General features: G+C 45.9%; 18 protein-coding genes and 1 tRNA gene. 3 read left to right on the forward strand and 16 right to left on the reverse strand.

Annotation, left to right across the window (positions count from 1 at the left end; translation table 11 throughout):
- Positions 1–29 precede the first annotated feature (29 nt).
- The 16 genes from hemB to KAI36_RS20505 all read right to left on the reverse strand — a co-directional run bounded on the left by hemB (position 30) and on the right by KAI36_RS20505 (position 19,011).
- A complete protein-coding gene (hemB, locus tag KAI36_RS20430) occupies positions 30–1,028 on the reverse strand; it encodes a porphobilinogen synthase (RefSeq protein ID WP_028541574.1) in 999 nt (332 codons plus the stop codon).
- Positions 1,029–1,075: 47 nt separating this feature from the next.
- Positions 1,076–2,632, reverse strand: a complete 1,557-nt coding sequence (gene cobA / locus KAI36_RS20435) for a uroporphyrinogen-III C-methyltransferase (RefSeq protein WP_220025857.1) — start codon at positions 2,630–2,632, stop codon at positions 1,076–1,078.
- 4 nt (positions 2,633–2,636) lie between these two features.
- Entirely contained in the window at positions 2,637–3,563 is a 927-nt protein-coding gene (hemC, locus tag KAI36_RS20440) for a hydroxymethylbilane synthase (RefSeq protein ID WP_220025858.1), read from the reverse strand.
- 1 nt (position 3,564) lies between these two features.
- Positions 3,565–4,212 (reverse strand): precorrin-2 dehydrogenase/sirohydrochlorin ferrochelatase family protein, encoded by a 648-nt coding sequence (locus tag KAI36_RS20445; protein WP_220025859.1) that lies wholly within the window; start codon positions 4,210–4,212, stop codon positions 3,565–3,567.
- A gap of 8 nt (positions 4,213–4,220) precedes the next feature.
- Positions 4,221–5,048, reverse strand: a complete 828-nt coding sequence (ccsA, locus tag KAI36_RS20450; RefSeq protein WP_013311615.1) for a cytochrome c biogenesis protein CcsA — start codon at positions 5,046–5,048, stop codon at positions 4,221–4,223.
- Positions 5,049–5,064: 16 nt separating this feature from the next.
- On the reverse strand, positions 5,065–6,459 hold the full coding sequence (gene hemA, locus KAI36_RS20455) for a glutamyl-tRNA reductase (RefSeq protein ID WP_220025860.1): 1,395 nt from the start codon (positions 6,457–6,459) through the stop codon (positions 5,065–5,067).
- Positions 6,460–6,707: 248 nt separating this feature from the next.
- Positions 6,708–7,106 carry an adenosylmethionine decarboxylase gene (gene speD, locus KAI36_RS20460; RefSeq protein ID WP_025365654.1) on the reverse strand — a complete coding sequence of 133 codons (399 nt, stop codon included), beginning with the start codon at positions 7,104–7,106 and terminating at the stop codon, positions 6,708–6,710.
- Positions 7,107–7,373: 267 nt separating this feature from the next.
- Complete coding sequence (locus KAI36_RS20465) at positions 7,374–7,961, reverse strand: non-ribosomal peptide synthetase module (RefSeq protein WP_220025861.1); 588 nt, start codon at positions 7,959–7,961, stop codon at positions 7,374–7,376.
- Positions 7,962–8,123: 162 nt separating this feature from the next.
- On the reverse strand, positions 8,124–8,735 hold the full coding sequence (yihA, locus tag KAI36_RS20470; RefSeq protein ID WP_013311619.1) for a ribosome biogenesis GTP-binding protein YihA/YsxC: 612 nt from the start codon (positions 8,733–8,735) through the stop codon (positions 8,124–8,126).
- Positions 8,736–8,753: 18 nt separating this feature from the next.
- On the reverse strand, positions 8,754–11,090 hold the full coding sequence (gene lon, locus KAI36_RS20475) for an endopeptidase La (protein WP_220025862.1): 2,337 nt from the start codon (positions 11,088–11,090) through the stop codon (positions 8,754–8,756).
- A gap of 110 nt (positions 11,091–11,200) precedes the next feature.
- Positions 11,201–12,928: an ATP-dependent protease LonB gene (gene lonB, locus KAI36_RS20480; protein WP_023989970.1), complete on the reverse strand. Its 1,728-nt coding sequence runs from the start codon at positions 12,926–12,928 to the stop codon at positions 11,201–11,203.
- A 217-nt stretch (positions 12,929–13,145) separates the two neighbouring features.
- The gene (gene ispG, locus KAI36_RS20485) at positions 13,146–14,264 is read right to left on the reverse strand and encodes a flavodoxin-dependent (E)-4-hydroxy-3-methylbut-2-enyl-diphosphate synthase (protein WP_023989971.1); all 1,119 of its coding nucleotides are present in this window, start codon (positions 14,262–14,264) and stop codon (positions 13,146–13,148) included.
- Positions 14,265–14,374: 110 nt separating this feature from the next.
- Positions 14,375–15,631, reverse strand: coding sequence for an ATP-dependent protease ATP-binding subunit ClpX (gene clpX, locus KAI36_RS20490; protein ID WP_023989972.1), 1,257 nt, complete (start codon positions 15,629–15,631; stop codon positions 14,375–14,377).
- Positions 15,632–15,643: 12 nt separating this feature from the next.
- Positions 15,644–16,234: an ATP-dependent Clp endopeptidase proteolytic subunit ClpP gene (clpP, locus tag KAI36_RS20495; protein ID WP_016324659.1), complete on the reverse strand. Its 591-nt coding sequence runs from the start codon at positions 16,232–16,234 to the stop codon at positions 15,644–15,646.
- A gap of 411 nt (positions 16,235–16,645) precedes the next feature.
- Positions 16,646–17,959 (reverse strand): trigger factor, encoded by a 1,314-nt coding sequence (gene tig, locus KAI36_RS20500; RefSeq protein WP_028541569.1) that lies wholly within the window; start codon positions 17,957–17,959, stop codon positions 16,646–16,648.
- 143 nt (positions 17,960–18,102) lie between these two features.
- Complete coding sequence (locus KAI36_RS20505) at positions 18,103–19,011, reverse strand: hypothetical protein (protein ID WP_220025863.1); 909 nt, start codon at positions 19,009–19,011, stop codon at positions 18,103–18,105.
- Positions 19,012–19,268: 257 nt separating this feature from the next.
- On the opposite strand from KAI36_RS20505, the gene KAI36_RS20510 reads away from it, so the two are divergent.
- From KAI36_RS20510 to KAI36_RS20520, 3 genes are all read left to right on the forward strand, one after another.
- Positions 19,269–19,342 (forward strand) — tRNA-Arg (locus tag KAI36_RS20510).
- Between the two features lie 313 nt (positions 19,343–19,655).
- On the forward strand, positions 19,656–20,735 hold the full coding sequence (locus KAI36_RS20515; RefSeq protein WP_220025864.1) for a hypothetical protein: 1,080 nt from the start codon (positions 19,656–19,658) through the stop codon (positions 20,733–20,735).
- Between the two features lie 16 nt (positions 20,736–20,751).
- The gene (locus KAI36_RS20520; protein ID WP_220025865.1) at positions 20,752–21,516 is read left to right on the forward strand and encodes an exodeoxyribonuclease III; all 765 of its coding nucleotides are present in this window, start codon (positions 20,752–20,754) and stop codon (positions 21,514–21,516) included.
- The last annotated feature ends 33 nt before the right edge of the window (positions 21,517–21,549 follow it).

Here is a 21,549-nt window from a genome sequence, read left to right on the forward strand (position 1 = left end):
CTGACCACTCCTATCTTCTGAAAATAGACTTATTGCTTCAACCATCTTGCCGCATCCTTAGCCGAATAGGTAATAATCATATCTGCACCCGCACGCTTCATGCTTGTCAAAATCTCTAGCACCATTGCTTTTTCATCAATCCAGCCTTGAAGAGCTGCTGCCTTGACCATGGCATATTCACCACTAACGTTGTAAGCCACCATAGGCAGATCAAATTGATCCTTAATCGTGCGCATCACGTCCAGGTAAGAAAGAGAAGGCTTCACCATCAGCATATCCGCACCCTCCAGCACATCAGATTCCGCTTCTCGCAATGCTTCACGTGCATTAGCAGGATCCATCTGATAGGATTTACGGTCACCAAACTGCGGCGCAGAATCTGCGGCTTCCCGGAAAGGACCATAAAAAGCAGACGCATATTTGACGGAATACGACATAATCGGAATATGTGAAAAGCCTTCTAGATCCAGCCCCTGCCGAATCGCCTGTACAAAACCGTCCATCATATTAGATGGCGCGATAATATCCGCACCAGCTCTGGCCTGAGAAACGGCTGTACGTACCAGCACCTCCAGAGATTCATCATTCAATACTTCACCGCATACCTCACCATCATGCTCATGCATGTGTACCATACCGCAGTGTCCATGGTCCGTAAACTCACACAAACAAGTATCAGCCACAACCAGCAGTTCGGGATAACGAGACTTGATCAAACGAGTCGCTTCCTGAACAATACCATCGTCCACAAAAGCCGAAGTCCCTACACTGTCTTTTGTTTCCGGTATGCCAAACAGGAGCACGGCAGGAATGCCAAGCTCACTAATCTCTTTCAGTTCTTCCTCCAGCCGATCCAGAGAAAAACGGTATACACCTGGCATAGAGCTAATTTCCTGTTTCACCCCAGTGCCAAATGTTACGTAAATCGGTTGGATAAAATCAGCGGGATTCAATACCGTCTCACGCACCATACTGCGGATTGCAGCTGACTGGCGCAAACGACGATGTCTAGTAAAAGGAACACTCATGAATACAAACCTCCATTTTTTATACATTCATTAGCAAAAACAAAAAATTATAATGTCATAAGAGTACTTGATCGTTTCCAGTCACATAACGATTGAATCAGACTTTCAATGGTTGCCTTCTCTGACATAAAACTCACAGTCAAACCGGCTTGGGTAGCTGTCTCACCGGTCAAAGGACCGATCACAGCAATCGTAACTCCCTCCAGCAGCGACAACGGATCATGGATCCCCATTTGCCTGAGCGCCTCCAGAAAAAAGGTGACGGTTGAGGAACTCGTAAACGTAATCGCGTGAATGGCACGTTCCTCAAGCAGCTTGAGGAGCTCGTCATCCTGTGTGTTGGCTGCCAGCACAGTTTGATACAAATCAGCCTCGGTCACATGAAGCCCCATCTCCCTCAGCTTTTCTGGCAGCCACGGCCGAGCTAAATCACCTCTAGGTAGAAATACATTCTGCCCTGCCTGCAAATCCTGCTCAAATCCTTCGAGCAAGCCTTCTGCCTGAAAAGGGCCTTCGATCTGTTCTGCCACAATTCCGTGCGTCCGAAGCGCGGCTGCTGTAGCCGGTCCGACTGCGGCAATACGCGCTTTGAACAGCATGCGTACGTCCTTGCCCTGTTCCTTTAAGTGCGTGAAAAAGTATTCCACTCCATTAACGCTGGTAAAAAACACCCAATCATATTCATGCAGTCGCGCAAATGCCTCTTTAATTTCCTGTTTGGTTGACTCGTCCGAAGGGGCGACAGTCCGAATAACTGGAAATTCATAAGGCTCGCCACCAAGCTCCTCAATCCGGTGAACCAGACTGCTGGCCTGCGCACGCGCGCGAGTAACCAAAATCCGCTTACCAAACAAAGGCATGTCCTCAGCCCATTTTAACTGTTCACGTTGATTGACCACTTCTCCGACAACGATGACGGCGGGAGGTTGAAAATTCGCGGCCTTCACCTTAGCTTCAATATCCGCCAGCGTACCCACCAGCGTATCCTGCTCGGCGCGGGTCCCCCAACGGATCAAGGCAACAGGAGTATCTGACGGCTTGCCGTGTTTTATGAGCTGTTCACTGATATAGCCGATCTTTGCTACACCCATCATAAAGATCAGTGTGCCCGTTGCGTTCGTCACTTTATCCCAATGAATACTTTTGTCGAGTTTATCTGGACTTTCATGACCTGTAATGATAGACAGCGATGAGGCCATATCCCGGTGTGTGACCGGAATGCCCGCATAGGCGGGCACACTGATTGCTGATGTGATGCCGGGTATAATTTCATAGGAAATACCGTGTTTACGCAATAGCCCGGCTTCCTCGCCGACCCGTCCAAATATAGTAGGGTCTCCCCCTTTAAGCCGAACAACTGTTTTGCCCTCCAAGGCCAAATCCACCAGCAGCTGATTAATTTCCTCTTGCTTCATAGTGTGACGATCTGGCAACTTGCCGACATATATTTTTTGGGCACCTGGCTTCATCAGTCCCAAGAGGCGTGGGCTTGCCAGTCTGTCGTACACAATGACATCGCCCAATTGAATGCATTCCCAACCCTTGACCGTAATTAATCTTGCGTCTCCGGGTCCTGCACCTACCAAATATACTTTTCCTGCCATGCTATCATCCCCTCACCTGCGCCAGAATCTGTTCCGCTCCTTTGGCTATCAAACTGGCCGCCACCGCTTCTCCCAGCTTTTGCGGATCATTTCCCTGGAGCGTTTCCTTCAAAATAACCTCGCCATCTGGCGATCCTACCATGCCCGTGAGGCTGATTTCTTCACCAGCCCAGACCGCATGAGCCCCGATCGGCACTTGACATCCCCCATTTAACACGCCCAGAAAGGTTCGTTCTGCCGCAACGGTAGCCGAGGTATCCCGGTCGTTGTAAAGGCGCAGCAAAGCCAATAGCTCTTCATCGCTCGCACGACATTCAATACCCAGCGCTCCCTGCCCAACCGCCGGCAAACAGTCTTCTTCCGGTATATAGGACGTAATTCGCTCTTTCCAGCCCATCCGATGCAAGCCTGCTGCCGCCAAAATGATAGCGTCAAAACCTTCCGTCTCCAGCTTTTTCAGACGGGAATCAATATTACCACGCACTGGCTCCAATTGTAGATCAGGTCGCATGGACTTGATTTGACTGGCTCTGCGCAGGCTGCTCGTGCCCACCTTTGCCCCTTGAGGTAAATCCTCCAGGCTCTTGGCGCCCAATGTGATCAGGCAATCACGTGGATCCTCACGGCGCGGCACAGCGCCGTTGACAAGCCCTTCCGGCAATTCGGAAGGCATATCCTTCATACTATGTACTGCCATATCAATCTCACCAGCCAGCATGGCCTGTTCAATTTCTTTGACAAAAAGCCCTTTGCCACCCACTTTGGACAAGGTTACATCCAATATTCGATCACCCTTGGTGAGGATTTTCTTCACAACAAATTGCAAATCCATTCCATGCTCCGCGCACAGCGCGTTCAAATCTTCAATGACATGCCCGGTCTGAGTTAACGCCAGCGCACTCTGTCTGCTGCCTACCACAATTGTTCGCATGTTATTCCTCCTGATTTTGCGCAATCCATACGTCTATTTCTTTTTCGGTCCAAGCCATAAATTCATGACGGCGTATTTGATCCAAAATATCGCTATTCGCCAAGCGCCTCAGTAGTTTGGTCCTTTGCTGTGGGGAACTTATCTTACGTTTGATGATCTGTCGCATATCGTACATGAAATCCAGATATGGCTCGTATTCGCTACCAAACAACGTATCCAAAGCTGATGTAATATCAGCGGTCACAGCAGGGCCAGCCCCTTCCGTGGAAATACTAATCGTCAGTCTTCCTCGTCGAATGATACCCGGCGTTATAAAGTCTCCATCTTCCGATCGATCCGCTACATTTACCAGTATACCCCTTTGTCTGGCCTCATGCGCAACCTCATAATTCACTTCTCTCTGGTTCGTCGCCACATATACAAGAAAGGCTCCCTGGAGGTCACCCTCGCGATATACGCGATTTACCCAGTGGAGCTGCTTGTGATCCGCCAGAACCTGTAAATCCGGCGTTATATTCGGGCTAATGACGGTAATGAATGCCCCACTTTCCATCATCCCCTTTACCTTTCGTTCCGCAATCCTACCGCCACCTACAACACAACAGATCTTATTCTTACAATTCAACGAAATCGGGACAAAATGCTGCAAAAGGCTTTTCACTCTCCCGTCCACTGATGAAATACAGACCAGGAATTCAGCAAAAAATTAAGAATCAATAGCGTGTAGCCCACCAATGCCCACTTTGCCATCACAAGCCCTGAACGCTGATTCAATCTTTTGCTCACTAAAAATACAATATACACGCACAAGGCAATCGCTGTCATCAGCACCTTGGTATCGAGCAAGAGACGCCAGCGTTCCTCGGCAATAATAGAAATAACGGCAACTACAATAGAGACTCCCAGCAAAGGAGTACCAATCAACAGCGCCATATGCGTATACCGATCCATCATTTCCAGACTCGGCAGGCGTCTGATCGTGTCATTCCATTTCTTTACTTTCAATTTACGATGCAAAAACAGATATAACCCCGAAAATACAGCCGCTACCGTCATTGCTACAAAACCAAGATTAGCCAGCGCAATATGAATCAGGAGCAGCCCATGTACTGTATGCCAATTTCCAAGTGGGTTGTCGAGAGGCTCCATCCATATATTGTTGAGTACCAGAACTGCAAAACTAATAATATTAAGTAGCAATACCGCAAATTCGGATCGCTGATAACGTGTCAGAATCAAAGAAATCAGTACCAAAATAACTGAGAACAGAAATAGAAAATCATAGGTTACGAAAATAGGAAGATGCCCTTCATTCCAAGTTCTTATCCCCATATAAGCAAGCTGGAGCACCAGAACGACAACAAGAAGCCCTGTACCTGTCCGTTTAGCATTCGCATTGCGACGAATCCCATCCGAGAATACAAACAGAAGGCTCAGGGCAAAAACATAAATCATTGAATCATATATAAGCATGCCTGAAGCCACGTCTGTTCACCCACCTTTACAGGCTGGCCGGCGCAAACGACGCTGGCAAAGCCTGAGCCTGAACGGTTTTTTCATGAACACCGGCTTCCGGTTTCATTAACGCAGATGCATCGCTTTTATCTACTTTCTGAGCGGCGTCATCCAAACGATCCTCCAGAGCAAAAATGTGGCTAAACATGTCTAGCGCCTCATTTCCCTGCTTTTGGACAGCCAGTTCCTTTACCCGATTGATCGGATCATGCATCATCTGATTCAGCATACTCTTCGTCAAGCGGCTAATCACTTTGCGTTGCCGTTCATCCAGCTCGGGAAGCTTATTGAACAAGCTTTCCAACGTATCCTGATGTACAGACTCCGCTTTTTCCTGTAATGCACGAATCACCGGACGCACTCCCATCGTTTTCAACCATTGATAAAACTCGCTAAGCTCATCTTCGATCATATGCTCGATTTTTGTAGCTTCGGTACGGCGCATTTCCAAATTGCTCTCCACGATCCCTTCCAGATCATCAATATCGTACAGGAAAACATTCTGTAATTCACCAATAGCCGGATCGAGATTACGCGGAACCGCAATATCAATCATAAACAAAGGACGGGACTGTCGACGTTTCATACTTGCTTCAACCCGAGTCCGATCCAGAATATAACCCTGGGCACCTGTCGAGCTAATAACAATATCCACATCCGCCAACCGATTCATGCCTTCCTCCATCGTAACCGGCGTTCCATGGAACTTGGAGGCAAGGTCTTCCGCACGGGACAAGGTTCGGTTTGCTACAATAACCTCGGCTGCTCCGCCGCTGTACAAATGCTTAACAGTAAGCTCGCTCATTTTACCAGCACCGAGAATCAGTACCTTTTTATCGGTAAACATCCCGAAAATCCGTTTGCCTAGCTCAACTGCTGCATAACTGACAGATACGGCACTTTCTCCAATAGACGTCTCCGAATGGGCACGCTTGCCCAATGTGACGGCCTGCTTAAACAACATATTAAACCACGTTGCCGTAATTTTCTGGGATTGAGCCTGAAGAAAAGCGTTCTTTACCTGTCCCAAAATTTGTGTTTCTCCGATTACCATAGAATCAAGACCACAAGTCACACGGAACAAATGCCGAATCGCCTGCTCGTCCTCATATATATATAAATGTTGTGTAAATTGATCACGCGGAATGCCAAACCATTGCTCCATAAAACTGCGTATAAAATAACCGCACATGTGAAGGCGGTCCACCACAACATATATTTCAGTCCGATTGCAGGTTGCGACAACTACGCCTTCCAACACACTTTTGGTAAGTTTGAGTTGTTCCAGCGCTTTTGGCAAATCTTGTTCTGCAAATGTAAAACGCTCTCTGACTTCCACAGGCGCCGTACGATAATTCAACCCAACAACGACGATGTGCATTGCAAATTCACCTGCCTAAACTGTAATAAGAATAACCACTGTTATCATAAACTATGTTAATTATATCACAGAAGTCCGAATCTCCTCCGGCTGTTTTATGAATTGTTTATGAAAATTGGATGGCTTTCATGAACATCTAGCACGTTCTGTATGATTTGATTTAGTGTAGACCACTTTTAAAACAAATAACCATGGAAATGTTCCATGGTTATAATATAGGACGCACAAATGGCTCCATAAAGAACGATTTACACTAACTCGGCAAGCTTGCACTCCGGTGATTCCACCTGAAGTTCTCCCAAGCCGCGAATCAGCTTCTTCGCATATGTTTTTTTCGGTTTTAGAACGGATACCAGGTAATCAATAGCCAGCTGCGGATCAACAGTCTCACCGCAAGTATAACAATCAATAGCGGCAAATCCTCTCTCAGGATACGTATGAATAGAGAGATGACTCTCCGACAACAGTACAAGCACGGTAGCTCCCTGTGGTTCGAATTGCTTGGATTGAACGGACATCACCGTTGCTCCGCAAGCTTCAGCTGCTTCAACTAATTGAGCCTCCAAAAACTGCGCATCATTCAGTAATTCAAACTCAACACCCCAAGTATCTACGGCAACGTGTCTTCCGAAAGTTGAGTACTCCAATTCCATCTTTCGGTTCCCCCTTCCTAGGAATAAAATGTTTGAAAAAATTTCATCCGCTAGGACCTACGTCATTCACTTCCCGAGGGAATAACCTCTCGCAACATTCAATGTCCTGAGTGAATCCTGGTTCCTATATTCATTTTCAACGAGATTAAAAATAACATCTATATGCAGCAAATGCAATCATTTTTTTGGAATAAAAAAGCCCCTTTCGGTAAGGAAAGGGACTACACTGCATAACGATTCATTCCATATATTCATGCCTTATTAAGCTTCCAGTGCAAATAATTTTGAGCAACTCATTCGAAGCTTGTGGTCAATCTGTTCTAACTCCGAGAAAGTGCGCGCCAAATTCCGCTGGTCAAGCAACGAATTAATGAGATGATATACGTCTGATATTTCATTTTCGACGTTCTGATGCTGAAAAAGCTGTTGCAGTTCCTGCACCGTATTTTTATATTCAAATACCAGCCTGGAGCCTACGGCATTCTTCTCCATAATTTTACGAACCGTACCTTCATTATAAAAATACACCATAGTGAATCCTTGATACATTCGGTAAACGATGCCTTCGCCCTTAAAACGAACAAAAAGTTTGCGTATAAACAGGGTTAGTTGCGGATGAATTAAGCGGCAAGTCAATTCACACACAAACACTCCCTCTTTGACTTCAAAAAACAAATGAACTTCCTCACCCGCACTATGCTCCAGAACGATTTCATGTCTTCCGTTATCCAGAACTTTAATGTGATAATGCACCTGGGGATCATCCATTGCCCGCAAAAATTCGTCCATTTGAGTTTCTGACAAGGTCAAAGTGGTTTTAACATACTCTGTGGCTAACCGCTGAGCCATACCAATCTCCTCAATTCTTTCCTGAACCTTTATAGTTTAAGCTTTTGTTTTATTATACATCAGACCTACAGCGCTTATCTTGCACATCAAATCATTTTAATAAGTTTATTTTTTTGAAGCCCGAATCATTAAAAAAGGACGCCCTCAAGGACGTCCCTAGCCTTACAATTCCGTCTGCTCTTCGTCGTCATTCTCTATATAGCTGGAGATGACAGACCACAGCTCTTCCTTGCCCATACCTTCTTCGGATGAAAAGGGGATAAACAATCCCCCGGGAAGTATTCCGAGTTCCTGCTTGATTACCTTATAATGCTTTTCTCGCCGCGTTTTAGGGATTTTATCTGCCTTCGTGCCTACAACACATACAGGAAGCCCATTATGACGCAGCCAATCATACATCATGATATCATCCTTGGACGGCGGATGGCGTAAATCTACCATTTGAAGCACCAGTTTGAGTGGCTCACGCTCCAGCAAATAAGACTCAATCATCTGCCCCCAAGCCTTGCGGGACGTTTTGGATACTTTAGCGTAACCGTAACCGGGAAAATCGACAAAATAAAGATCATCATTAATCCGGTAATAATTGAGTTGCTGGGTTTTACCTGGCGTAGAACTGGTACGCGCCAAATTCTTACGGTTAATCAACCGATTAATCAATGAAGACTTTCCTACATTGGAGCGCCCCGCCAGAGCAATCTCTGGCAAAGCGTCCACAGGAAACTGATCGGGGCCAACCGCACTTATTATAAATTCTGCTTTTGTTACTTTCATTGTGTCCTTAATTCCTCTCTAATGTACCCTTGCCTGCTCAACCAAAGCATGCTTTAGCACCTGATCCATATGGGCAACGGGGACAAATTCAACATCCTGCCGGATACTGTCGGGAATATCCTTCAAATCCCGTTCATTATCTTTGGGAAGCAGAATTTTTTTGTAGCCTGCCCGATGGGCAGCCAGCGACTTCTCTTTTAAACCACCAATCGGCAATACACGGCCGCGCAGTGTAATTTCGCCCGTCATAGCCACATCCTTGGATACATGACGGTTGGTCAAAGCTGAAATTAATGCGGTAGCAATAGTAATTCCCGCAGATGGGCCATCCTTCGGAATCGCACCCTCAGGAATATGAATGTGGATATCATTTTTCTCATAAAAGTCCAGTTCAATGCCCAGATCAACTGCTTTCGAACGAGTGTAGCTGAATGCCGCCTGTGCAGATTCCTTCATAACGTCTCCCAGTTTACCCGTAAGAATCAGTTTACCGCTACCAGGTACGACCGTCACTTCAATCATCAGTGTTTCACCACCGACCTCTGTCCATGCCAAGCCTGTAACCGTACCGATCTGATCCTCCAGTTCTGCAACACCGTAACGGAATTTAGCGATACCTAGATAATCCTTCAGATTATCCGGTGTGATTTGAATCGGGCCTTCGCCACCAGATACAACGGACTTCGCTGCCTTGCGGCACAGAGAAGCCATTTGCTGCTCAAGATTCCGTACACCGGATTCACGGGTATATTCGCGAATGACACGCAATAACGTATCCTCCCCGATAACCAGTTGTTCCTCGTCCAAGCCATGCTCTCTCTTCTGCTTGGGCAATAGGTACCGATGGGCGATTTCCAGCTTCTCCAGTTCGGTGTAGCCAGGAATATAGAGTGTCTCCATGCGGTCCATTAGCGGACGCGGGATGTTGTGTGCAGCATTGGCTGTCGTTACAAACATCACATTGGACAGATCAAACGGCAGCTCGACAAAATGGTCACTGAACGTATTGTTTTGTTCAGGATCAAGCACTTCGAGCAATGCTGCCGATGGATCACCTCGAAAATCGGAAGCCATTTTATCAATCTCATCCAGCAAAAATACCGGGTTAGACGTTCCTGCAGTCTTCATCCCTTGAATGATCCGCCCCGGCATCGCGCCAACATAAGTCCGGCGGTGACCACGGATTTCCGCTTCATCCCGCACACCTCCGAGAGAGATGCGGACAAATTCCCGACCTATGGATTTGGCAATCGAACGGGCCAACGAAGTCTTGCCGACCCCTGGCGGACCTACGAGACACAAAATCGGTCCTTTAATGGTCTTCACCAGCTTACGTACAGCCAAATACTCCAACACACGCTCCTTGGGTTTATCCAGTCCGTAGTGGTCGTTATTGAGTACCTCTTCAGCTTTGACGATATCTAGATCATCATCGGTAAACTTGTTCCAAGGCAAGCTTAACAACCAATCAACATAATTACGGATGACGCCACCCTCGGCAGAGCTTGCCGGCATTTTTTCCAAACGGTCGATTTCCTTTTCGACCTTCTCCTTCACCGGAACAGGCAGCTCCAGTTCACTTAGCTGGTTGCGCAGTTCTTCAACTTCTCCTGCGCGGCCTTCCTTCTCGCCAAGTTCCTTTTGAATCGCCTTCATTTGTTCACGCAGATAATACTCCTTCTGCGTCTTCTCCATTTGCTTCTTCACACGCTGGTTGATTTTACGTTCCAGCTCCAGTACTTCACGCTCATTGTTCAAAATATCCAGAAGCTTCTCCAGACGCTGAGTAACGTCGATCGTCTCCAGTATATCCTGCTTTTCCTTAATTTTGAGCGTCAGGTGACTTGTGATCACGTCTGCAAGCCGTCCTGGCTCCTCAATATCGGATACCGCAGCGAGAGTCTCCGGTGTTACCTTTTTGGACAAGTTGATATAATGCTCGAACTGAGTTAATACAGTGCGCATAAGCGCATCCGTCTCAGGCTGTACGTTTTCTGCCTCGTGCAGCTCCTTCGCCATTACCTCATAATATTCTTCATTGTCCGTATATTGAATAATCTCGGCGCGTTCCAGCCCTTCCACCAATACTCGAATGGTTCCATTAGGAAGCTTGAGCATCTGGCGTACCTTGGCTACCGTGCCGACTCGAAAGATGTCCTCTTGTGTAGGTTCTTCAATATTTACTTCTGATTGAGAACACAGGAGAATCAAATTGTCTTCAACCATCGCTTTTTCCAAAGCCTTGACCGATTTTTCCCGGCCCACATCGAGATGCAGAACCATGCTCGGGTAGACCAGAAGCCCTCTTAAAGGCAGCAAAGGAAAACGACGACCTTTTGTCTTGGTGGGTCCCATCGCTTTCGCACCTCCAGTGATTCTCAGGTTCCGGATTTTACAATCCTCACGTTGCTATCTTTCATATTTTATCAAATGTTTTATGAAAAAACCAATGAAAGGGTGGTTTATCAGCAAGATCCTGTATCTGATATCGTCCCGTTATGCGTTCCATCAGCCTGTAACAAGGAAGATTGGGATGGGCGAAAAGTCTCAATTGGCGCATGCACAGGCAAATCCGACGTCATCTCTTCCCCAAACACATGTCGGAACACTTCGGTAACCGACTGTACGGGGATGACTTTTAAACCCTCAATGCTATCAAAAAGAGCTTGCCAGTTATCCTGCGGAATGATCACTTTTTTGGCTCCCGCCTGAAAAGCAGCTTCAACCTTGGCTAATACACCACCAATCGGTTTGACACGACCATGGATGCTAACTTCGCCAGTCATAGCAATTTCATGATCCACCGGAATTCCCCGCATCGCGGAAGCAATAGCTGTTGCCATCGCAATTCCTGCGGACGGGCCATCTACCGGCGTACCCCCGGGGAAATTGATATGCAGATCGTAATTCGACGGAGCCAATCCGAGCGTACGCAAAACGGTCAGAACATTTTCCACAGAACCTTTAGCCATGCTCTTACGGCGCAGTGTGCGGGACCCACCTCCGATTTCTTCCTCGTCCACGACCCCCGTAATATTATAGCTTCCCTTCCCCTCAGGAACCGGAACCGCGGTAACTTCAATTTCCAGCAGCATTCCCATGTTTGGGCCATATACAGCTAATCCGTTAACAAATCCGATTTGCGGCAAGCCCGGTATTTTTCGGTCAGGACGCGGTTGAATTTGACTGCTGCCCGCTACCCATTCCACGTCGGAAGCATTGAGACGTTCCCTCTTCTCGGTAAGTGCCAAACCAGCAGCAAGCTGGATCATATTGACCGCCTCCCGACCGTTCGTCGCGTAACGCTGTACAACTTCTACCGCCTCAGGACAAGGACCAAAGCCTAGCTTGTGGACAGCATCCTCAGCAATACGAGCAATCTCCTGTGGCTGCAAGGCACGGAAATAAATTTCCATGCACCGGGAGCGAATCGCAGGTGGCAGTTCATGCGGCGAACGGGTCGTCGCACCTACCAAACGAAAATCCGCTGGCAAACCGTTTTGGAATATATCGTGGATATAAGCAGGAGTATGCGAATCTTCCGAGTTGTAATACGCACTTTCCAAAAATACCTTGCGATCCTCCAGCACTTTCAACAGTTTATTCATCTGCGTTGGATGCAGCTCACCAATCTCATCAATGAACAGCATACCCCCATGTGCCTTCGTTACAGCTCCAGGCTTAGGCTGCGGGATACCCGCCACCCCCATCGCTCCTGCCCCTTGATAGATTGGATCATGTACTGAACCTATCAGCGGGTCCGCAATACCGCGCTCGTCAAAGCGGGCCGTCGTAGCATCGATCTCCGTGAATTTGGCATCTCCCTTGAACGGGGAGGACAGATTCTTCTTCGCCTCTTCCAACACCACGCGTGCAGCAGCCGTCTTCCCTACACCCGGTGGGCCATAAATAATGACATGCTGCGGATTCGCACTACATAACGCCGCCTTGAGCGCGCGCAATCCGTCCTTCTGACCCACGATATCCTGTAATGTGGCAGGACGTGTGCGTTCAGCCAATGGTTTGGTAAGTGAAATTGAACGCAATTTGCGTAGCTTATCTAATTCCTTCCGGGATTCTCGATCCACCGCACTACGGTTCGTTTTCTGGCTCCGCAGGAGGTTCCAGAAATACAGACCAATGACAATCCCGAAAAACATTTGCACCAATAACAAAATCATAGTCAAGTCCATCGTATTTCCTCCGTTTCTCATCTCAGCAATTTGAAAAATGCCGCTCTATGAAAAACAGTATTTCCTTTTCCGCGATAGCTAAACGGCGGTCTTTCAAAAGATCAGAGAGAAATACAAAAACACCGCGAAGAACAGTTCTGTAGCAGAGCTGCTCTCCACGGCGTATAAATGATGACAATAGATTATGACTATGCCTCTTTATAATAACTGCTTTTGCCTAAACCTTCTCGGCGGTATGACGTTCTTCACGTCCAGGGATTTTCCCTGTTTCCTCATATGCCTTGACGATGATATCAATTTCTTTTTTCAATTCCTCGACCATATCAGCCTCAGGTACTTTGCGAATCATTTTTCCATAACGGAACAAAAGGCCTTCACCGCGCGCTCCGGCAATTCCGATATCAGCTTCCTTCGCTTCACCCGGGCCATTTACTGCACAACCCAGTACTGATACTTTAATCGGTACCTTGAGTTTTGCAATGTAATCTTCTACCTCATTGGCAATAGAGAACAGATCAATATCCAGACGTCCGCAAGTCGGACAAGAAATCAGTGTAGCTGCGTTTGTGATCAATCCAAACGTCTTGAGCAACTCACGTGCTACCTTCACTTCTTCCACCGGATCGGCGCTGAGCGAAATACGCATTGTGGAGCCGATGCCTGATGCCAGCAAAGCGCCCATACCTGCCGCGCTTTTAACCGTACCAGTAAAAAGCGTACCAGCTTCGGTAATACCCAGATGGAGCGGATACTTAATAATTTCTGCTGCCTTCGTGTAAGCGGCAATCGCCATAGGAACATCAGACGCCTTCAGTGACACAATAATGTCATGGAAATCAAGCTCTTCCAGTATCCCGATATGATACAGTGCGCTTTCTACCATTGCTTCTGGCGTAGGGTATCCATACTTATCAAGTAAATGCTGTTCCAACGACCCGGCGTTCACACCAATCCGAATTGGAATCCCTTTTTCCTTACACGCCTTAACGACAGCTTCCACTTTTTCACGTCGTCCAATGTTGCCGGGATTGATACGAACCTTATCAATTCCATTTTCAATTGCCAGTAGAGCCAGCTTGTGATTAAAGTGAATATCTGCAACCAACGGAATATGAATCCGTTTTTTTATTTCCTTAATGGCTGCGGCAGCTTCCTCATTGTTGACGGTAACCCGCACCAGTTGACATCCGGCTTCTTCCAAGCGAAGAATCTCGGCTACAGTTGCTTCCACATCTGCTGTTTTGGTTGTACACATGCTTTGGATGATGACTTCATTGCTGCCGCCAATCGTCAGATTCCCGACTTTAACGGGACGTGTGTCTTGTCTTAAGAACATGTACTTTTCTCTCCCATTAACGCCAAACCTCCACCCCTTAAAACCTCATACAGGTTTAGTGAAGTGGAGATCCGGCTTCTCATGTTTTAGAGATCGCGAAGTATCAATCCTTAGGCGCTCTCTTCTTGTTTTTTATCCTTATCTGTACCACCGAGTTCCGGTGCGATTTTATCTTTTACAACCTGCTCATTGATGACGCAAGTAGTGATATCATCACGGGAAGGAACCTCATACATCACATCCAGCATAATGCCTTCAATGATCGCACGAAGACCACGGGCACCCGTGTTACGCTTGATGGCTTCACGGGCAATGGCTTCCAGAGCATCTTGCTTAAACTCCAAAGTAACATTATCCAGTTCAAGCATCTTCTGATACTGCTTGACTAACGCATTTTTCGGCTCAGACAAAATACGAACCAATGTGTTCTCATCAAGCGGCTCCAGCGTAGAAATTACCGGCAAGCGTCCTACAAATTCCGGAATCAGACCGAATTTCAAAAGATCCTCAGGCAATACCATTGAAGTATATTCGCCTGGTTTCAGATCTTTTTGTTCGCTAGTTGCGTTAAAGCCGATGACCTTTTTACCGATACGGCGTTTGATCATTTGCTCCAGACCATCAAAGGCACCACCGCAAATGAACAGGATATTCGTGGTGTCAATTTGAATAAACTCTTGATGTGGATGCTTGCGACCGCCTTGCGGAGGTACAGAAGCAACCGTGCCTTCCAAAATTTTAAGCAACGCCTGCTGTACACCTTCACCCGATACGTCACGCGTAATGGACGGGTTTTCGGATTTGCGGGCTACTTTATCAATTTCGTCAATGTAGATAATGCCGCGTTCGGCTTTTTCCACATCATAATCGGCAGCTTGAATCAGTTTCAGCAAAATATTTTCAACGTCTTCACCCACATAACCTGCTTCCGTAAGGGAAGTGGCATCTGCGATAGCAAAAGGAACGTTCAAAATTTTAGCCATGGTTTGCGCAAGCAACGTTTTACCCGAACCTGTAGGTCCAAGCATCAAAATGTTACTTTTTTGCAGTTCCACATCATCAATTTTGTTTTGAGTATTAATACGTTTGTAGTGATTATATACCGCTACAGACAACGATTTTTTCGCTTGATCCTGACCAATGACATATTGGTCCAGAATGTCACGGATTTGCATTGGTTTCGGAATGTCTTTCAGATCTACTTCTTCTTCATGACCCAATTCCTCTTCTACAATCTCCGTGCACAATTCAATGCATTCGTCACATATATATACGCCCGGTCCAGCAACAAGCTTGCGAACCTGATCCTGAGATTTACCGCAGAAAGAACATTTCAATTGTCCTTTTTCATCATTAAATTTAAACATAGAGCCACCCCTTTACAGATTAATCGGTTTAGACAGCACCTGGTCAATGATACCGTATGCTTTTGCCTCTTCCGCTTCCATGAAGAAATCCCGGTCAGTATCACGTTCGATTTTTTCGAGGGGCTGACCCGTACGCTCTACATAGATTTGATTCAGCTTGGCACGTGTTTTGATAATCCAGTCCGCATGAATCAGCATATCGGAGGCTTGCCCCTGAATGCCACCGAGCGGCTGATGGATCATGACTTCACTGTTGGTAAGCGCGTATCTCTTACCTGGCGCACCCGCTGTGAGCAGCAACGAACCCATACTTGCAGCCATGCCTACACAGATCGTCGATACGTCCGGCTTAATGAATTGCATTGTATCATATATACCCATGCCCGCAGTTACAGAACCGCCTGGCGAGTTAATGTACAAATTAATATCCTTCTCTGGATCTTCCGCAGAAAGGAACAATAGCTGTGCAATGACGAGATTGGCGACATCGTCATCAATCGGGCCACTTAGGAAAATAATACGATCCTTAAGCAACCGCGAGTAAATATCGTAAGATCGTTCTCCTCGATTCGTTTGTTCCACAACCATAGGGACGAGACTCATCACGACCAACCTCTTTTCTTTATTAAAATGAACACCTGTATTCATCCGCTTCCTTATGTCCCATTAAAACGGAAGCAGCAAGCATGAAACGTGAACACCTTACAAAATATTTTAACATGTTCAGAGTCTCGTGTCATATTTGCATGCGCTCATATATGCAGTGCGGGCTGTTTACAGTACACTCTGCCGAGACCTTCTCATATTTAACCATGTTTCGTATGTATGTGCAAATATACGGTAGTGACTTATGTAAAACAAGAAAACACGACTCACAGCACTTTCCATAAACGACTAAAATTTGGGTTACCTAAGGTAAAAATAAGGCACGTAACTTTCACTACGTGCCTTATCCCTATCTAATTGCTACGTTGCAGCTTGTTACAGCATACTCCGTATATTTTATCGTCTGAATTATTCAGCAGCTTCAACTGGCGCTTCTACTTCTTTGCTGTTTTCCACCAACAAAGCAATTGTTTTGCGCAGTGAAATTTCTTCTTTCAGGTTAGCGAACGATCCGTTACCTTCCAGAATGCTGCGGATTTCCTCAACTGAACGTTTGTAAGCTTCAGCCATGTTTTTCAGTTCTTCATCAATTTCCGCTTCGGAAACTTCGATGTTTTCTGCTTTAGCCACTTGCTCCAGCACGAGGTTGTTACGTACGCGCTTCTCAGCATCAGCTTTCATTTGCTCTTCCAGGTCTTCCTTGCTTTGACCAGAGAATCCGAGGAACATTTCAAGGTTCATACCTTGGCTACGCAAACGGTTGTCGAAATCGCGAACCATGTTTTGCACTTCGCTCTTCACCATTGCTTCAGGAATGTCGATTGTTGCATTTTCAGCAACTTTCTCCACTACAGCACCCTCGCGGGCTGCTTTAGCTTCGTTTTCCTTACGATCCAACAATTGCTTTTTCAAGTCTTCCTTGAATTCAGCCAGTGTGTCAAATTCGCTTACATCTTTAGCAAATTCATCGTCCAGTTCAGGAAGAACTTTGCGTTTCAGTTCGTGAACTTTCACTTTGAATACCGCTTGTTTGCCAGCGAGGTCAGCAGAATGGTAGTTCTCAGGGAACGTTACTTCAACGTCCTTGGAATCGCCAGTGTGCAAACCAACCACTTGCTCTTCAAAACCAGGGATAAATGTGTTAGAGCCCAGTTCCAAAGAATACTTCTCAGCTTGTCCGCCTTCGAACGGTACACCGTCCACGGAACCGTCGAAGTCAATAATAGCTGTATCACCGGATTGAGCAGCATCTTCATCAACGACAACCAATTCAGCATGACGTTGTTGCAGGCGCTCCAGTTCTTGAGCCAGTTCTTCGTCGCTTACTTCGAGTTTGCTTACAGGCACTTCTACGCCTTTGTAATCGCCCAAAGTTACTTCAGGTTTAACAGTAACCTTCGCTTTGAACTTGAAAGATTCGCCTTTAGCAAATTGATCAATTTCAACGTCAGGGCTGTCAACCGGGAAGATGTCCGTTTGCTCTACAGCTTGGCTGTAAGCTTCTGGCAACAGGATGTCAATTGCATCCTGGTACAGACTTTCAATACCATAGCGTTTTTCAAAAATAGGACGTGGTACTTTACCTTTACGGAATCCTGGTACACTTACTTGTTTTGCCACTTTATTAAAAGCTTTGTCGAGTGCAGCGGCTACACGATCCGCGTCAACCTCAACTTCAAGAACCCCAAGGTTCTTCTCTATTTTCTCCCAAGTTGCTTTCATTTTATGCTTTCCCCTCCAACAAAATCTTCACTTAGTTTTCATTACAATCAACGCACACAAAATAACCACTATAGTATATCTAACATTACTGTCTTTTTCAAGAGCAGCCCTTTGAATGCTTCACAGGTAAACGTTTCCGGTCATTAAGGAGTGTTCATTCCCGCCGCTACGAATAGTCGCATCGACCGATACGCCTGCTCAAAACGGAAGCGCAACGCATCTGTAATGCCATATATAGCACGGGTTTCTTCCTCATTATTATTTCCGTTCAAACTTTCCGAAACTGTCTGATGGAGTGCTGCAGCCCAAATATCCGGCATTCCGTCCTCTTCCACCAACATTGATCTATAATCTTTCGTACCGTATACTGCCATCACAAACTGTGACCACAGCTCCTGTGCAAAATAGAATAGTGTAGGCTCGTGCACCTCAGTCTGATCGGCCACCCGTTCTAAAATACGCATAATCGACTCTGGAAAATCACCTGGCTGTAACGGAACCGTTTCAATGTCGATTTCCGCTTGTTCATCACCCCGTATGATTTCTATCGTCCCTTCCGTTCCGCGTCGTCGCATGGTCTGTAGAACACGGAATTGAAGTAAAGGATGGATTTCCCGTTCCGTAATCCAGCGAAGCAAGGCATCGTCGATTTCTGGCAGTTCCAGATAGGACAACTGCTCCAATGCTAAAATCGTCTGTTCGGATAAGGGTTCATCCATAGCCATCCGCAACAGCTTGTTGCCGTAGCCTGCATCCTGCTCCTGCTTAAAGCGTGCATGACGGCGAGCTAACTCTACTTCACTGACTTCTTCTTCCACAGCGTCCGTTACCGCCCCGCTGTCAGCGTACTGTGGAAATGCAGCTTCCAGCCATTGTAATAGAGCGTTCCATTCATCGTATTGCTTCTGCTCCTGTCCCTGACACTGCATTAAAAAACGCAGCATCGCCATCGCCTCTCCGTAACGTTCGTTTTCAAGCATCACAGTAAGTTGAATTTGATAATAGTCCAGTGTCTTCGGAAACAATACAATATTATTTTCTTTTGTCGTCACCTTGGAGTCCTTTATTCAAGGCACCCCCTCTCCTTCGCAAGCTCAAGTATTTGTAGATTATATGAGAAACAGTAGCCGAAGTCCAACCACTCGTCTTACACATATTCACCTGTATTCTAACATACCCTTTTATAAGGCAAAAAAAACTACTTCTACTCAGAATTTATGCTGTATAAAGCCTAAATAAGCGATATATGCAAAATAAGACTTGAATTTCTTTTGTCCATATGATATATTAATATTCGCTTGAATTTTATGTCCCAGTAGCTCAGCTGGATAGAGCAACGGCCTTCTAAGCCGTCGGTCGGGGGTTCGAATCCCTCCTGGGACGTCATAACAAGATGCTTCCATAATGGAGGCTTTTTTTGTTTTCATAAGGTAACCCACGGGGGAACGTCGGGCTATCGGCATCATTTAGCCTATACTTCGCATCTACCATAGGGAGAGTATCTCTCTTGATAAATTACACCAAAAAATGCTTCCGCAAGGGAGCTTTTTTTCATTATAGATAATGTAGAAAGAATAGTCTGCCCAACGCTACTTTAGGCGTTGGTTTCAAGTCTCTACTCTTTCAAAAAAACGCAGAAATTGCTATCATCTATCATGTTGCACCATTTTTAAGTAAAGGAGGTAGGCTGACTCCCTTGACTACGAATAAACTCCAAAAGTCGCGGGAAATTCATCGTTTTGTTGCCACTTTGCTTTCCATATTAGGTACTGGATTGGGTATGTTTTATCTCGCCATTCCTTCCTATATGATTGAAGGAGCGGCTCTTATCATCACACAGGGAATTCTGATCTATTTTACAATGTTTTCTCTCGGATACCTGCTTATTATCTCGGGACCGTTGGCCATTTTTTTTCACATTATAGGCATTGTTTTTACAGTACGATCTTTTCAAATTCCACACCATGCGGAGAGAGCACCGACGGGTGTATCCTTGCCTTCCAAATGGCGCACTTTACTCAGTCTCGCTTTGGGAGCTACACTTCTACTTCTTGCAGTCACAATGAAATACGTAGATATTATCGAGCCTTTTACACAAACAGGTGAAAATAAACGCAACGTAGCCGCAGAATCAGAGCAATATCTGGAGCAGAAATACGGAGAGGACTTTCAAATTCAAAATATTAGCTATCATAGTATTCCCTCCACTGAATATACCATGGAGGCGATCTCTAATCGTCATCCTTCCGTCCTCTTTAACATGACTAAGCGTCCTTATGAGGATGTCCCATTTAGAGAAAATTATCTTAACACCCTTTGGGAGAGCCAACTGGACATGAAACTCAAACCCGTTATACAGAAGCTTTACGATGATTCAGCCGCTGTTCATTCTGGGGTGCAAGAAGGGACTACGGATAAAATGATCAAAGAATACGACGATTTTAAACTGAATCCCGAAGCGGTCGGCGATCAGTATATTCGTATAATTGTATTCGAGGATCTAACTGACTCAGGATTGCCATTGGAAAAAGAACGGGTATTACAAACCGCGAAAGTTCTCAAGACAGTGTTGGCCGGAAATAAAACCTCATTAGATATCGAATACTTCCCTTCGACTATGAATACCAAACGAAACCTTAAGGCAATAGAAATAAACGATTATATGTTTGGTCAGGACCATTTTGATGAAAAGACCTATGAAGTCCAGATAGAAGACATTTATAAACTTATGTCAACAAAGGATATACAAATCACATCGCTTGACCGCGTGAATTAGCAAGGAGATTAATCAAATGAAATTAATATCTTGGAATGTAAATGGCTTAAGAGCCTGTGTGACCAAAGGGTTTTATACTTATCTAAAAGAAACAAATGCCGATATTTTTTGCGTACAGGAAACGAAGCTTCAAGAAGGTCAAATCCTTATGGAGAACATGGAGGAATACACACAATACTGGAATTATGCTGAGAAAAAAGGATATTCCGGCACGGCTATTTTCACCAAAATCAAGCCGCTCTCTGTGCATTATGGACTTGAGGAAAATGAAGAACCGGAGGGCCGAACCATTACTCTGGAATTCGAAAAATTTTATCTCGTCAATGTGTACACACCAAATACCAAACGGGACTTATCCCGACTGCCCTACAGACTGGAATGGGAAGACCGTTTTCGCAGCTACCTGCAACAACTGGATGCTTTGAAGCCTGTCATCGTTTGTGGAGACTTGAACGTAGCTCATCAGGAGATCGACCTCAAAAATGCCAAAGCTAACTACGGAAATGCCGGATTTACGCCTGAGGAACGGGAACGCATGTCACAGCTACTAGACGCCGGATTTATAGATACCTTTAGATACTTTTATCCTGATCGGACGGATGTTTATTCCTGGTGGTCCTACATGCCAAAGGTGAGAGAACGGAATATCGGCTGGCGGATTGATTACTTCCTCGTCTCGGAGAGACTTCGTCCGCTATTGATGGATGCGAGCATTGATTGTCATATTACAGGCAGTGACCACTGCCCTGTGATATTGGATTTGCAAGATATTTCAGCATAGTCCCCCTGCCTGACACAATAATTTATGAAGTCT

The sequence above is a fragment of the Paenibacillus sp. S02 genome (genome assembly GCF_019454065.1).
In the GTDB taxonomy this organism is placed as follows: Bacteria; Bacillota; Bacilli; order Paenibacillales; family Paenibacillaceae; genus Paenibacillus; species Paenibacillus polymyxa_B.